The sequence below is a fragment of the Actinomadura soli genome (assembly GCF_005889715.1).
GTDB classification, from domain to species: Bacteria; Actinomycetota; Actinomycetes; order Streptosporangiales; family Streptosporangiaceae; genus Spirillospora; species Spirillospora soli.
In genome coordinates this window covers 1-13,270 of record NZ_VCKW01000232.1, presented here as the reverse complement: position 1 = coordinate 13,270, position 13,270 = coordinate 1, and the positions used below count along the sequence as shown (strand labels likewise).

The window sequence follows — 13,270 nt, the reverse complement described above, 5'->3', positions numbered from 1 at the left end:
AGATGGGTATAAGAGACAGGGCCCGGGGGGCGGGGTGGTGCGGGCGGCCTCGCCGAAACCGTCCTCGCCCAGCGACCTGTACCAGGTGAGGTCGTCGTCGCCGAGGACGAGGACGTCGGCGAGGCCGTCGCCGCTGAGGTCCACCAGGCGGGTCCTCGCGTCCTGCCAGTCCAGGACGGGGCGCGAGCCGAACGGCCGCCACTCCGTCCAGGTGCCGTCCGCGCGCTCGCTGAACCCCGCGATCGACCCGTCGAGCGGAGCTCGTCCGTTGAATGGCGGTGGGTGGGGGCTGGAGGACGGTCCGTCGAGCGCGACCAGGTCGAGGCTGCCGTCGCCGTCGAGGTCGAGGAGTTCGCGCCGCCCGCCGGTCAGCCCGGACGGCACGGGCCGCGTCCCGACGGCGCGCATCGGGCCGAACCGGCCGGAGGCGAGGTTGGCCTTGTAGAACAAGGCCCCGGCCTGCTCGGTGAGGATGCCCGGCAGCCCCTCGCCGTCGAGGTCGGTGAAGCGGTAGGCGGGAGAGGTGAGACCCGCGGGCAGGTTCTCGGCGGACGCGTCGTCCAGGCGGCGCACCTCGTGGCCGAACTCCGCGGGCGCGTACGTGAACTCCACCGGGGGCATGGCGCGCGACACCCGCGACCCGTCGTCCGCGCGGCGGAAACCGCGCTGGGTCACCGACGCGAGGGCGGCCAGCCCGGACGGCCGCTGCACGGTGTAGGCGAGGTCCAGCGACTGGACGAGGCAGTCGGCGCCGGTTCCGGGCTCGTCCGGGAAGTGGTGCAGCAGCAGGATGCGGCGGCACAGCCGGTACGTGCGGATCTCGAACCCGGAACGGTAGGACGAGAACGGGTCGGACCGGCACGTCCACGGGCGTTCCTCCGCGCCGCCGTCGCTGTGCTCCCCGTAGTCGAGGAGGAGCTCGAACATCCAGGCCGTGGGAGGCGCTTCGTCGAGCGATGTGGCGGCGTCGTCAAAGGACAGCGGCTTGACGTTGCCGTACCGGACGCGCTTCAGGTGGCGGGCGGCGGTCCGGGCGGCGGGGTCGCGGCCGTGCTCGTGCGGCGCGGTCATGTCGACGCCCGCCGCGTCCTCCGCCTTGTACTCGTAGCGGATCGCGTTGCCATGGCCGTCGACGCTCACGCAGGCCAGCCAGGTGAAGACGCGGGAGGGGTCGGACGGATCGGCGATCCGCTCGCGTGCCGTGCCGCCGTAGAAGGTGGTGACGTTGTCGCGGCTGGTGACCCGCCAGTGCACGTCCCCGCCGGTACCGCTCGTGCCGTCCCTCTCGGTCGTCTCGGTCGTCCAGCGTTCGATCCGGGAGAACGCGGAGTCGTTCCGAGGCCGGTAGCGGCGGACGGCGTAGCGGCGGCCCGCGCGGCTCTCCCGCCGCGTGCCGCCGACCGGGACCAGGTCGTCGCCGCCGAGAAGCTGGAAGGTGTCCTCGTCGGCGGGCGGGCCGGCGTCGCGGTAGCGGGGGACGCCCCGGTCGGTCCGCCGGGTGATCGCGGGGACGTCGAGGTTCCAGCCGAGCCCGAAGACGCCGCCGCCCGTCCCCGAGTCGTAGACGAGCGCCATCGACGGGGCGAACCCCCTGCGCCCGGGGCTCACCGGGACCGGCACCGTCAGGGTGCCGGTCCCGTTGGCGGGGTTGGCGGCGAAGGTCTCGCCGATGTCGCGGATCGCCCCGCCGCCCTTCGGCTTGGAGATCACCGGGGCGGGTGGCGGACCGGGCCGGCCGGACGCCTCAGCCGGCGCGGCGGCAGGGGCACCGAACCCGTCCGCGCCGGACCCGCCCGGCTCGGCTCCGTTCGGACTTGTCTGCCATGGCATCATCGCCGCCCCCGTGGACAGGGCGCCGCACCGCGGCCTAATTCGCCCACCGTGACGGCGCACACCAATTTCGATCTTTCGACCAAGCAGCCTTTGACCATCCGCGAAACAGCTAAGCAGAGACCTTGTAAGTTGTCGCCTCCTTCGCTCGAAATGACGGCGTCCGAATATGGCCATTCGACAATGAAGATCGAGAAGAACAAAGAGGAGGAACCACACAAATCCCTCCACTCATATGCCGACACATCCGGAGAAATCCGACGTCAGGCCGCGGTTCACTCGCATCGAAAAATCGACCACAATGAACACAACTTGCGGCACCCGGAACATGATCTCCAGCGTCCGCCCACCCGTTGCGAGTGCATTTGCATTGGACGATGCAAAAACCGCTGCCACGACCGTCCGAGAACATGGCAGAAAATGCGCGCACATCGTCGCCGTCCGGCAAATGACCTTTGATCCGCGACCGGACGAATACCGCTGCGAGCGAGTAGAGCGCGTCGAGCCGGGCGTTCAGGCGTCGCGGAGGCGGGCGGCTTGATCTTGCAGAGCCGTCATCATCACCTGCGCCCGGGCGGACGGGCGGGGCGAGGTCACGGCGACGGTCGCGCGGCCGGTCCAGTGGCCGTCGGCGACGGCCACGGCGCGCAGCCCCGCGGGCAGGGCGGGCAGGGCCTGGACGGGGATGACCGTGATTCCCAGCCCGGCCGCGACCAGGCCGGCGTCGAGGAGTGGGTGCGCACCGACAACCGCTCCCTCCTACGCCAACTGGGCGCCGAAGGACGCTAAGCGGGCACGCAGCCCCCAGCGGGACGCCTCGAACGCCAGCGGGACGCCTCCCGACGCTAGCGGGACGCCTCCCGGGCGATCGAGCCGATGATCCCCCGCGGGTCTTCGAGGATCTCGATCGTGGCCTGGTCGACGAGGAAGTACTGGCCCCCGTCCTCGCGGGGGTTGGTGTAGGCGGCCGTCGCCACCAGCCGCTGGAAGTCCGCGACCACGGCGATCGGGTAGCCCTGGTCGAAGACCTCGCCGTGCGCGGCCGTGGCGACCGTCCCGGCCTCGTACCAGGTGATGAAGTACTGCCCCGGCGCGAGCTTGAAGACGCGCAGCGTCGGCTCCGTCTGCCGCACACCGGTGAAGTCGCCGGACACGCCGGTCCACACCATGGTCGACTCGTCCGCGTAGTGCTGTTCCAGGACGTTGCCGGATCCGTAGTGGAAGTTGGCGCGCACGCCCACGAGGTCGGTGCTGACGGCATGGGTGCCTGGCACGGGGAAGAAGCGCATGTCGAGCGTCATGCAGGCGACCATATCGTTTGCTACCAAACAATCCACCCCACCGGCCGCATGGCGCAGGGCCCAAGTGCGCCATGCGGCCGTCCAGCCCAACCTCCACCGGTGCACCGCGAGACCCGCCGACGACCACCGGAGGTTGGCCGGCCAGGGTGGGTCAGCGGACCTCGACGAAGGTGTTGGTGACCCTGTCCTGGGGGCAGTAGGTGCTGGACGTCTCACCGACCGGCTTCCATGGCCCGTAGCCGATGATGGTCCCCACGCCCGGGATGTGGTGGGTGTAGAAGCAGACGATCCGATGCTCTCCAGTGCCGCCGAGGCAGGAGCTGGTGGCAAGGCTGAGGTTGTGGCCGACGCTGCACTGCGACGGGGTGGCCGAGGCGGGCCCCGCCATCGCGGGGACGACCGCCAGCGCGCCCAGGGCGACAACCGAGGCTGCGGCGGCTTTGCGCGAGAAGAACTTCACAGGTGCTCCTTGAGGTGCGTGAGCCGGTTGCTCACTCACCATTCGTCCGAGACGGCCCCGCGGATGTCGATCCGACCGGCTCTCGGCCCCGGCCTGGTCATCGAAGGAACCGCGCACGTCCGATGGGCTTGACCTGCCGGTCGGTTCCTGGTGTTCGATGGCGGGATGACCCACCCGACCAGCGACGTGCTGCACTACACCGCCTTCGCGACCGACCCCGCCGGAGGGAACCCGGCCGGGGTCGTCCTGGACGCCTCCGGACTGGACGACGCCGCCATGCTCGCGATCGCCGCGGACCTGGGCTATTCGGAGACCGCGTTCCTCACCGCGCCGCCGGACGGGCTGGGCGAGCCGGGCCGGGCATTCACCCTCCGCTATTTCAGTCCCAAAGCCGAGGTCCCGTTCTGCGGCCACGCCACCGTCGCCACCGCGGTCGCCCTGGCGGAAAGGATCGGCCCGGGGGCTCTCACCTTCGCCACCATGAACGGCACCGTCCCCGTCGAGGTCACGGAGGTCGGCAGCGTCCTCCACGCGACCCTGACCAGCGTGGAACCGTACCTGGAAGAGGCGGCCGACCTCGACGAGGCCCTGGACGTCCTGCACTGGGGCAAGGACGACCTCGACCCCGCCCTTCCGCCCCGCGTTGCCTACGCGGGGGCCCGCCACCTTGTCCTGGCGGCCGCCACCCGCGAACGCCTGGCCGATCTGGACTACGACTTCCACCGCCTCGCCGCGTACATGCACCGGCACGATCTGACCACCGTCCAGCTGGTGTGGCGCGCATCGCGGCAGGTCTTCCACGCCCGCGACCCGTTCCCGGTCGGCGGCGTGGTGGAGGACCCCGCCACCGGCGCCGCGGCGGCCGCCTTCGGCGCGTACCTCCGGGAGCTCGGCGAAGTCGCCTCCGCCGCCACGCTCACGCTCCACCAGGGTGAGGACATGGGCCGCCCCGGACTCCTCACGGTCGAGCTCCGCGACGGCGATCCCCGCGTCCGCGTCTCGGGCGCCGCCGTCCCGATCCCCGGCCAGGACACCGGACGATAGGACGGCGCAGCCGGGTGGCGGGAAAGTGTCGTCCTGCGGGCGTGGTGTACCGGGGTGAGTGCTGGGACCGTGGTTGACCTGGTTGGACGGAGCCGTACGGACACAGGAGGTCGCGGTGCAGCAGAGGTCGGCAGGGGCGCGGGTTCGCCGGTTGCGGGTGCGGCGGGCGCTCACCCAGGAGCAACTGGCCGAGACGGCCGGTGTGGCGATCCGTACCGTCCAGCGTGCGGAGGACGGGTCGATGTCGGCCGAGACGGTGGCGTCCCTGGCCGCCGCGCTGGAGGTGCCGGTCGAGACCCTCACCGCCGCCAGGGAGACCGGGGACTATCCGCAGATCACGCCCATGGTGTACTACGCGGACGCCGGCAGCCTGGACTGGCTGGTGCGCGTGTTCGGCCTGACCGAGCGGACACGGTACGTCGCGCCGGACGGACGGATCGAGCACGCCGAGCTGTACCTGGGCGAGGGGGTCATCATGGCCATCGGCCCGTCCGAGGCGGGCGGCTCGACCACGCCCGCGGCGCTGGGCGGCGCGTCGACGCAGAGCCTGTACGTGATGGTCGATGACGTCGACGCGCATCACGAACACGCCCGCGAGCACGGCGCCAAGATCATCACTGAGCCGGAGAACGCGCACGGCCACCGCCGCTACCTGGCCGCCGACCCGGAGGGCCATCACTGGCAGTTCTGGACGGCCCTGCCCTGACCCGCGCGCTGGCGCAGGCCACGGCCAGATCTGCGGTCAGCGTGGACGAGCACGACGGCTGGAACTGTCGGAGCCCGCTGGTACACCTGATGAGGTGACTGTCGAGGAGTTCTTGGACGTCGTCCTCGGGCTGCCGGAGGTGGCCCAGAACGACGGACATCCGGAGCTGACCGGGTTCCGCGTGCGCGGAAAGGGCTTCTGCTACCTCAACGAGGCCCACGAGACCATCATGCTCAAGGCCACGCGCGAAGAGCAGGAAGCCCTCGTCGCCGAAGCTCCGGAGGTCTATTCGCCGTCCTGGGCGGGCGGACGTTTCGCCTGGGTCGAGATCAGGCTCGCGATGGTCGACCCTGTCGAGCTGGCCGAACTCGTCGCCGAGGGCTGGCGGCTGTCGGCGCCGAAACGCCTGGCCGGAACCCTGCGGCAGCCACCGCCGCCCGCCGCCGCACCCGATCAGCCGTAGCCGGGCGGGCGTGCGGTCCGTCCATTCCTATGCGGGGTGGGTGACGCGGATTTTGGATTGGCCGTGCGGGAGTTCCTCCCAGTCGTCCATGAAACGGGCGGCGAAACCGTGCCGCTCGGCGAGGGAGATCAGCGTTTCGGTGCGGTAGTAGAAATCCTCCCGGAGGACGTGATGCTCGGTCCCCTCGGTGCGGTCGAAGGTGAAATCGAAGAAGCCGTCGGGTGCGAGGACGCGGCCGACGTGGGCGAGGCATTCGTCGATCACGTCGAGAGGCGAGTGGCTGAACACGCTGTGCGCGTGCACGACGGAGAAGTGCCCGGACGGCAGGAACCGCAGCTTCAGGTCGTTGACCAGCGTCAGGTGCGGAAGCTTCTCACGCAGCTCCTGGCGGACGAGTGTGTTCTGCGCGGCGAGCAGAATGTCCGGCGAGATGTCGATGCCGTAGTAGTTCCCGGGGTCGAGGTAGTCGATGAAGCGCCATCCGGCCCGCAGGTTGCCGCAGCCGATCTCCAGCATCCGGTCGTCGGGCTTGAGCCCGTGTTTCCGCAGGTAGTCGAACTGCATCTGGCCGAGCGCGAGCCAGCGTCCGTGGCTGCGGCTCCCGACCGCGGCCTCCGGGTTCTTGGCCGTGTCGGATTTCATCACGGCCCTGTAGTAGGCGACGTGGTCGCGGCTGGAAAGCCGGAATCTGAGGTCCCTGGCCACCCTCGCCAGGTACGACTTGATCCGGTCCGGGTTCTGTGCCGCGTAACGCACCTTGTACGTCAGGCTCGCGCGATTTCTGCGTGTCGGCGGGAGCGGTTCGGCCATCGGTCTCGTCCCCTGTCGCGCACTCCGCGGGCCGGTTCGCCGCCCGCTCCATGTCCGGCTCCTCGACCAGAGGGCCCCGGTTGACGGGGCCCTACCCCGCTCACCAGCCAATAAGCCGAGCCCACGCGCCACGCCCGCCGTCCGCGCGCCGCGTCCGCGCGGCACGTGCGCCGTCCGCGCCGGCGCGTGCGATGAGTTTCGCCTCAGCGGATCGTCTGCATAGTGACAACGTCCCCTTCCGCGTCCGCGGGAAGCCCGAGATGAGATCACGAGGAGCGTGCGCACCATGGCCGAGGAGAACGTGAGCGCCACCCTGGTTTTCCCCGTGCCCGCCGCGAGAGTGTTCGCCGTGCTGGCGGACCCGACGACCCACGCCTCGATCGACGGCACCGGCTGGGTTCAGGAATCCGCCGACCAGGCGCCGCTCACCGAGGTGGGGCAGATATTCCGGATGGACATGTACCACCCGAACCATCCCAACGGCGGCTACCGGACGGCCAACAAGGTCCACGTGCTCGACCCGCCGCACGCCATCGGCTGGTTGACGGGGACGGAGGACGCCGACGGCCGCCTGGAGTTCGGCGGCTGGTTCTGGCGGTACGACCTCACGCCGCTCGGCCCGTCCAAGGCCGAGGTCACGCTCACCTACGACTGGTCGGCGGTGCCGCAGTCCATCCGCGAGTACCTCACGTTTCCGCCGTTCGGCCCCGAACACCTCATCAATTCGCTGCACCACCTGGCCGAACTCGCCGCCCCAACGTCCAGCCCCCGAACCACCCGGCCCCCAGACAGACGGCCAACCGTGACGGGCTAGAGGCGCAGGTCGGCGGCGTAGTCGGCGAAGCGGGCGTCGACCTGTTCGGGGGTCAGGCCGAAATCTTCCAACGCGTACCGGTGCGCCGGTAGGGCGGCCCCGGAGGCGCTTTCGTGGTGCAGGTCCGTCATCGCCGTTCGGGCGGCGCCACTGAACGGCAGCCCGAAACGGTGGTAGACGCCCTCCACCGTCCCGATCGGGTCGCGGACGAAGTCGTCATAGCGGACGTCCACGAACCGCGCCGGATCATGCCGGGCCCGTTCGCTCCGGAACCGGTCGAGGCCGCGGCTCCACAGGTCGAGCTGGTCACGGCCGATCGTCGCGCCGGTGAACACGTCCGACCAGCCCTCGGTGGCGTGCGCGGCGAGGCTGCACATGGACGCCATCGCGGTGCGCGGCGCCCGGTGCGTCTGGACGATCAGCGCGTCCGGGTAGACCTCCAGCAGCGCGTCGAGCGCGAACAGGTGGCTGGGGTTCTTCAGCACCCAGCGCCGTTCCGGGTCGTTCAGGCCGATGAGCTGCAGGTTGCGGCGATGCCTGCGGTAGGCGGGCGTCCAGTCCCGTCCGGCGAGCCAGGACGAGTACGCCGGGACGTGCGCCAGGCACTCGAAGGAGATCGACTGCATGCTCTGCCGGAGAAGCTGCCAGCACTCCTCGACCGTGTCCGCCGAGATGTAGTGGACGCCCATGAACTCGGGGTTCTGGACGTGATGCCGGCGGTATCCGGCGTCGATCGCCTGGAAGACCGGGTCGTCCGCCCAGGTCTCGCGCGGTGGCCGCGGCTTCGGCACCTCGGCCAGCCAGAGGTCGAGGCCCTGGTGGGCGGGGTCGGCGGTGAGCAGCCGGTGCAGCGCCGTCGTGCCGGTGCGCGGCAGCCCGGTGACGAAGATCGGACGTTCGACGGCGACGCCGGCGTGCCCCGGATGCCGCCGCCACGCCGCCTCGGAGAACTGCCGGGCGACCAGGGCGCCGCGCAGCATCGCCCGCTGCGCCTTGTTGCCGAGCGGCGTCAGACCGGCGTCCGCGGCATAGGACTCCAGCAGGACGTCCAGCCCGGCCAGGTACGCGTCGTCGCCGAAGTCGTCCAGGCCGGTGATCTTGGTGGCCGAGGCATGGAGATCCTCGACCGTGCCCACGCTGTCGCGTCCTGAGGTCATCGATGCCTTCCGGGTATGGGGGCCGCTGCTAGGGGACGCCGTTGCTGGGGGTGCTGCTCAGTGGTGCCATTCACCGGAGTTGACGTCCAGGCACTGGCCGGTGACCGCGCGGGCCAGCGGCGACAGCATGAACACCACGGCGTCGGCGACCTCGTCCGGTTCGGGCAGCCTGCGCAGGTCGGTGGTCGCGGCGCTCTCGTCGTACACCTGCTGCGCCGGGACGCCCCGCTTCTTGGCGAGGTGCTCGAAATACCACTTCAGGTTGTCGGCCCAGATGTATCCCGGCGCGATCGTGTTGACCCGGACACCGCGCGGCCCCAGCTCCGTCGACAGGGTCTGCGTCATCGCGAGCAGCGCCGCCTTGGCCATCTTGTACGCGCCGAACGTCCGCCGCGAGTGCCGCAGCACCGCCGAGTTGATCATGACGACGGAGCCGCGGGCCTCTTCCAGGACGGGGACGAACAGGCGGGTCAGGCGCAGCGCGGCCAGCACGTTCGTCTCGAATCCGGCGCGGACCGCGTCGAGGTCGACCGTCGTGAGGTCGGTCAGCGGCGGCGGCGCGAACGCGTTGTTGACCAGGCCGTCCGCGCGCCCGAAGGTGTCGCGGACCGTGTCCGCCAGGCGCTCACAGGCCGCCGGGTCGGTGATGTCGGTGGGAACGGTGACGGCCCGGCGCCCGAGGTCTTCGACCTCCTTCGCGACGCCGGCGAGCCGGCTCTCACTACGCGCGGCAAGGACGACGTCCGCCCCCGCCTTGGCGCACTGAATCGCCAGCCCACGCCCCAGACCCGGCCCAACCCCGGAGATGACAACGACCTTCCCGGCCAGCAGCGGGGCGGACATCAGCCGAGCATCCGGCGGGCGACGGCGACCTGGCGGGCCGCGATCCGTTGCGTCCACTCATGTCCGGTGACGCGCTGCCGGTCGTAGTACGGAAGCCGGCGCGGCAGCTCGTCGAACGGCATCACCTCGGCGGACGGGCCGTCGGCGGGGGTGAGGTCGCGGTCGAGGCGCTGCCAGCGGAACTGCAGGTAGCCGCGCCGATGTCCGGTGCGTTCGATCCAGTTGGCGAGGCCCGGGTCGCGCTCGCTGACCACGTAGCGGATCATGCCGTCCGCGTCCACGCGGGCCTGGTCGGCGGTGAGGCTCGTCTGGTGGTTGATGTAGTCGAGCGAGATGTACCACATGCTGCCGAGCTGGAATCCCTGGTAGGGCGCCACGTCGCGGTCGACGGCCGGAGCGGTGATCACCAGGACCTCGTCGTCGTCCAGGTCGTAGTGGCCGACGGACGAGAACTGCGTGGCCAGCCCGCCCGGCGTGGGACGCGGCTCGGTCAGCGTGTTGACGGGCAACTTCAGGTAGTGCCACTCGGGAAAGGCCAGGAAGGTCCGCAGCCTGGCCAGCAGCATCCTGCCCGCGACCTCGTACCGTCTGGCCATCCGGTCGGACGGTACGGGCGGCGGCGACGTGCCGAGCGTGTCGGCGCGATGGATCCGGATCTTCCCCGGCCGCTCGTCCTCCCAGTCGCTGAACACCTCGCGGACGATCAGCATCGCCGAGCCCGGGGGCAGCGGGACATGCCCAGGGTCCGGGGTCCGGTCCGGTGGGCCGAAGCGGAGCTGGAACGTCCCGTCCTCCGCGATGTCGACGTCGCGGTCGTCGAAGGCGGTGAGGCTGTCGGGCGACCGGGTGGGCGAGTAGTCGCCGTTCATGATCTGAAAGCTCAGATCGGCGGTCGTACCGCGCCGCCCGGTGACCACGTACTCGGCGTCGTCCCGCAGGTAGGCGTGGAAGTACAAAGTGTCGGGATTGTCGAGCCCCAGCTTGGCGTACGGCCCGGTGGACGACGCGAAGTACGGGTGTTCGTGCTGGTAGGCGCCCACCATGTGCAGCGACGCCTTGATGCTGCCCGCCAGGTAGTCGAGCCCCTCCGCCAGGTCCTGATCGGACGTGACGTGCGGCGCGCCACGGATGATCCGCTCCGCCTCGACGACCGCTTCGGCGAACGACCGCGTGACCGAGCCGGCGGCACGACTGCCGATGTGGCCGGACCGGTCGATGTGGTCGCTCTCACCTGCGGCTGGGTCGATGGCCACCGGACACTCCTGGGATCACGAACGGGACAGCGCACCACATCGGAACTCACAAACGGGACGCAGCGGACGGCATCGGAACCGAGACGCTAGAACCCGTTCTATATGGAGTCAATGGCGCTGTCCCGGTCAATGGGAGGTGGTGAATTTCAGGCTGGGGGCGTCGTCCAGGGAGATCGTGTACTCGTAGGTCCGCCGGTGCCCCGTCCGCTCGACCCGCCATTGACCGTCCGGGCCCCGCCGGTACGCGTCATGGTAGAACGCGGCACCCCGGATGAGCAGGCGATGCTCCGGAATGATGATCGTGTCGTCCAGAGACCAGATGCCGGTCGCCCGCTCGCCGTCCACATCGATCTCCGGGCAGCCCGCCGTGTGCGTGGAGATCTTGTCCGCACCGAGGTTCGCCCGCATGTAGCCGATGATCGCGTCACGTCCCTCCAGCCTGAGGGTCTTGCCGAGCAGCGGGGTGTCGTACTCGGCGACGGCGTCTTCGGTGAACACCTCGGTGAACTCGTCCCACAACTTCAGGTCGACGCACCGCAGGTACCGGTACTTCAGCCGGCGGATCTCTTCCAGCGCTACCAGGTCCATGCACCCCAGCCTGCTGGCCCCCGCCCCATAAGAGAAGAACAGGTTCTAATCTCGTCATCCGGCCGCGTTCGTCGTCCGAGGCTCCGGAAACCCGCCAACACGCGTAGAGCACAATGGCGAGCGCCCAAATCACATCGTCCGGAGGGACGCGCTCCGTCCACCATGACCCACGCCTACGGCACCGCAACGACGGTCCCCGAAATGCTGGAGAAGGTCACCTCAGACGATCCAGCGATGGTCGAACGAGCCCTGCACGACCTGTCCGGCACGATCTACCACCAGGGCTGGGTCTACCCGGCGACGGTCCCCGCCGTCACCGCCCTGTACGAGCTGGTCTCGGTTCCGACCACCCACCATCGCCCGCGCATTCTCGGGCTCATCTCGGACATCGCCACCGCGGTCTGGGACCTGGAAGAGCACGACGAAGCCGAATACGACGACCCACCCCTCGCGACCGTCCTGGAATGGGCACGAGCGGCCCGCGCCGCGGTGGAATCCGGCATCCCAACATTGCTGACCCTGCTGAAGGACGCCGACCCATCCGTACGGGCGGCGGCGCCATCTGTCCTAGCCGACTTCCCCGCCCACGACCCCGACCTAGTGCCGCGCCTTCAGGAGGCGGCAGGCACCGAAGAGGACGCCGGCGCCGCCGCAAGCATGATCCTCGCCGTCGGCGACCTCTGCGCCGACCGCGTCGACCAGCCGCTGACCTGGCTCAGGGAACAGACGGCCGACCCCCGGCGCGAGGTACGAGCCGCCGCCGCAGTGGCGGCACTCTGGTGCGACACCGACGATGACCTGCTCGACGCCATCACCGAAGAGATCCAGGCGCCCGACTCGGCGCTCGACGACCAACTATGGGTCCTGGACGGCGGCCGCACCGGCTTCCTGATCGCCGCGATCGGCGATCACCCCGCCCCGCAGATCCAGGTGGCCCGGGACGCACTCGCCGTGCCGACCACGTCGGCCGTCCATCGCGCGGGCGAGGTCATGCGCACCTGGCGCGCGGCCCCGGCTGAGCTGCTCCCCCCACTCGCCGACCTGCTCGCGTCCGACTTCACCAAGGACGCCGTCTGGGAGATCAAGCAGGGCGGCCCGGACATCGCCCTCGTCACTGACTCCCTCCTCCCCCTCCTCAACGACGCCGACGACCTGATCGCGGGCAGCGCCCTGGAGGCCCTGGCCCGGGCAGGCGATGCCCGATGCGTCCAAGCGTTGGCCGCCGACCTGGCGGAGCCGCGCTTGTCGTTCCACCCGTCCGCCGCGCTCGCCGGCATGAAGGAGCACGCCAACACACTCCTCGCCCCCATACGAGAATTCCTAGCCGCCCCAAAGAAAGGCACAGGCTTCGCCGGCAATCACCTGACAAGCGTCATGAAAGCACTGGCCACATGGGACGACCGAGCACTGCCGCTGCTCCCCGAAATGATCGCCCTCCTGGAACGCCGCAAGGCCGTCCCCGCCACCGCGCAAGCCCTGGCCGCCCTAGGCCCCGCCGCCGCGGAGGCCGTCCCCTTCCTGCGCCGCTTTCTAGGACGCAAACACGGCCCACAGACGAGCCAGAACGCCGCCTGGGCACTATGGCAAATAACCGGCGACGCCGAGGAACCCCTCCGCTACCTCCAAGGGACACTCCGCTCAGCCCTAAACGACGAAGAAACCGAACGCCCACGCGTACAGGCGGCCGGCCCCAGCACGGACAGAATCACCACCGACCGCACCTACCAGGCCGCAGCCACCACAGCCCTGGCCCGAATCGCCCACCGCAACATCAGCCGAGAGCCCCCAACCGACCGGTCAGCTCCCTAACCACCCCGAGCTGACCCACCAGGCGCCACCGGCAAAGCAGTTACCGCACGCACTCTCGCACCGGCTCCCACCACCACACCACCATTTGCCCACGACCTAGTGCCCGAGTTAACGTGCCGCGCCGGAGCGGGACAGTCGGGGCTGGTCACTTAGGACCGGAATATGCGGATTTCGGGGGGAATTGTGGAATGG

At 70.0% G+C, this 13,270-nt stretch carries 14 protein-coding genes; 6 read left to right on the top strand and 8 right to left on the bottom strand.

All coding sequences use genetic code 11. From position 1 onward, the window contains the following. On the bottom strand, nucleotides 1-1,710 hold a 1,710-nt coding region (locus tag ETD83_RS32240; protein ID WP_171064558.1), incomplete at its 3' end, for a SpvB/TcaC N-terminal domain-containing protein. A 741-nt stretch (nucleotides 1,711-2,451) separates the two neighbouring features. Here ETD83_RS32240 and ETD83_RS42970 point away from each other — a divergent pair. Then, complete coding sequence (locus ETD83_RS42970; protein WP_171064556.1) at nucleotides 2,452-2,619, top strand: hypothetical protein; 168 nt, start codon at nucleotides 2,452-2,454, stop codon at nucleotides 2,617-2,619. 56 nt (nucleotides 2,620-2,675) lie between these two features. Here the strand turns inward: ETD83_RS42970 and ETD83_RS32235 are convergent, their stop codons facing one another. Together ETD83_RS32235 and ETD83_RS32230 are read right to left on the bottom strand one after the other, a co-directional pair. Beyond that, nucleotides 2,676-3,131, bottom strand: coding sequence for a MoaF C-terminal domain-containing protein (locus ETD83_RS32235; protein WP_138648984.1), 456 nt, complete (start codon nucleotides 3,129-3,131; stop codon nucleotides 2,676-2,678). A 151-nt stretch (nucleotides 3,132-3,282) separates the two neighbouring features. Next, nucleotides 3,283-3,591, bottom strand: coding sequence for a hypothetical protein (locus ETD83_RS32230; RefSeq protein WP_138648983.1), 309 nt, complete (start codon nucleotides 3,589-3,591; stop codon nucleotides 3,283-3,285). Nucleotides 3,592-3,756: 165 nt separating this feature from the next. On the opposite strand from ETD83_RS32230, the gene ETD83_RS32225 reads away from it, so the two are divergent. The 3 genes from ETD83_RS32225 to ETD83_RS32215 all read left to right on the top strand — a co-directional run bounded on the left by ETD83_RS32225 (nucleotide 3,757) and on the right by ETD83_RS32215 (nucleotide 5,804). Beyond that, a complete protein-coding gene (locus ETD83_RS32225) occupies nucleotides 3,757-4,635 on the top strand; it encodes a PhzF family phenazine biosynthesis protein (protein WP_138648982.1) in 879 nt (292 codons plus the stop codon). 115 nt (nucleotides 4,636-4,750) lie between these two features. After that, the gene (locus tag ETD83_RS32220; RefSeq protein ID WP_205718004.1) at nucleotides 4,751-5,341 is read left to right on the top strand and encodes a VOC family protein; all 591 of its coding nucleotides are present in this window, start codon (nucleotides 4,751-4,753) and stop codon (nucleotides 5,339-5,341) included. Nucleotides 5,342-5,435: 94 nt separating this feature from the next. Beyond that, nucleotides 5,436-5,804, top strand: a complete 369-nt coding sequence (locus ETD83_RS32215; protein WP_138648981.1) for an MmcQ/YjbR family DNA-binding protein — start codon at nucleotides 5,436-5,438, stop codon at nucleotides 5,802-5,804. A gap of 27 nt (nucleotides 5,805-5,831) precedes the next feature. Here ETD83_RS32215 and ETD83_RS32210 read toward each other — a convergent pair whose 3' ends face one another. Further along, the gene (locus tag ETD83_RS32210) at nucleotides 5,832-6,614 is read right to left on the bottom strand and encodes a class I SAM-dependent methyltransferase (RefSeq protein ID WP_138648980.1); all 783 of its coding nucleotides are present in this window, start codon (nucleotides 6,612-6,614) and stop codon (nucleotides 5,832-5,834) included. Nucleotides 6,615-6,900: 286 nt separating this feature from the next. Between ETD83_RS32210 and ETD83_RS32205 the strand changes: the two genes are divergently transcribed. Continuing rightward, entirely contained in the window at nucleotides 6,901-7,428 is a 528-nt protein-coding gene (locus ETD83_RS32205; RefSeq protein ID WP_171064557.1) for an SRPBCC family protein, read from the top strand. Here the strand turns inward: ETD83_RS32205 and ETD83_RS32200 are convergent. From ETD83_RS32200 to ETD83_RS32185, 4 genes are all read right to left on the bottom strand, one after another. Beyond that, on the bottom strand, nucleotides 7,425-8,564 hold the full coding sequence (locus tag ETD83_RS32200) for a sulfotransferase family protein (RefSeq protein WP_329603006.1): 1,140 nt from the start codon (nucleotides 8,562-8,564) through the stop codon (nucleotides 7,425-7,427). The genes ETD83_RS32205 and ETD83_RS32200 overlap by 4 nt on opposite strands. Nucleotides 8,565-8,642: 78 nt before the next feature. Next, nucleotides 8,643-9,428, bottom strand: a complete 786-nt coding sequence (locus ETD83_RS32195) for an SDR family oxidoreductase (RefSeq protein ID WP_138648977.1) — start codon at nucleotides 9,426-9,428, stop codon at nucleotides 8,643-8,645. Further along, on the bottom strand, nucleotides 9,428-10,681 hold the full coding sequence (locus ETD83_RS32190; protein WP_230421331.1) for a hypothetical protein: 1,254 nt from the start codon (nucleotides 10,679-10,681) through the stop codon (nucleotides 9,428-9,430). Before ETD83_RS32190 ends, ETD83_RS32195 begins: the two co-directional genes overlap by 1 nt. A gap of 126 nt (nucleotides 10,682-10,807) precedes the next feature. After that, entirely contained in the window at nucleotides 10,808-11,269 is a 462-nt protein-coding gene (locus ETD83_RS32185) for a nuclear transport factor 2 family protein (RefSeq protein WP_138648976.1), read from the bottom strand. Nucleotides 11,270-11,431: 162 nt separating this feature from the next. Between ETD83_RS32185 and ETD83_RS32180 the strand changes: the two genes are divergently transcribed. Beyond that, on the top strand, nucleotides 11,432-13,078 hold the full coding sequence (locus tag ETD83_RS32180) for a HEAT repeat domain-containing protein (RefSeq protein WP_138648975.1): 1,647 nt from the start codon (nucleotides 11,432-11,434) through the stop codon (nucleotides 13,076-13,078). Nucleotides 13,079-13,270 lie beyond the last annotated feature (192 nt).

Excerpts from the sequence above, each read along its gene's own strand:
- ETD83_RS32235 (WP_138648984.1), bottom strand. The coding sequence starts at position 3,131 with ATGACGCTCGACATGCGCTTCTTCCCCGTGCCAGGCACCCATGCCGTC.
- ETD83_RS32225 (WP_138648982.1), top strand. The coding sequence starts at position 3,757 with ATGACCCACCCGACCAGCGACGTGCTGCACTACACCGCCTTCGCGACC.
- ETD83_RS32210 (WP_138648980.1), bottom strand. The coding sequence starts at position 6,614 with ATGGCCGAACCGCTCCCGCCGACACGCAGAAATCGCGCGAGCCTGACG.
- ETD83_RS32205 (WP_171064557.1), top strand. The coding sequence starts at position 6,901 with ATGGCCGAGGAGAACGTGAGCGCCACCCTGGTTTTCCCCGTGCCCGCC.
- ETD83_RS32195 (WP_138648977.1), bottom strand. The coding sequence starts at position 9,428 with ATGTCCGCCCCGCTGCTGGCCGGGAAGGTCGTTGTCATCTCCGGGGTT.
- ETD83_RS32185 (WP_138648976.1), bottom strand. The coding sequence starts at position 11,269 with ATGGACCTGGTAGCGCTGGAAGAGATCCGCCGGCTGAAGTACCGGTAC.
- ETD83_RS32180 (WP_138648975.1), top strand. The coding sequence starts at position 11,432 with ATGACCCACGCCTACGGCACCGCAACGACGGTCCCCGAAATGCTGGAG.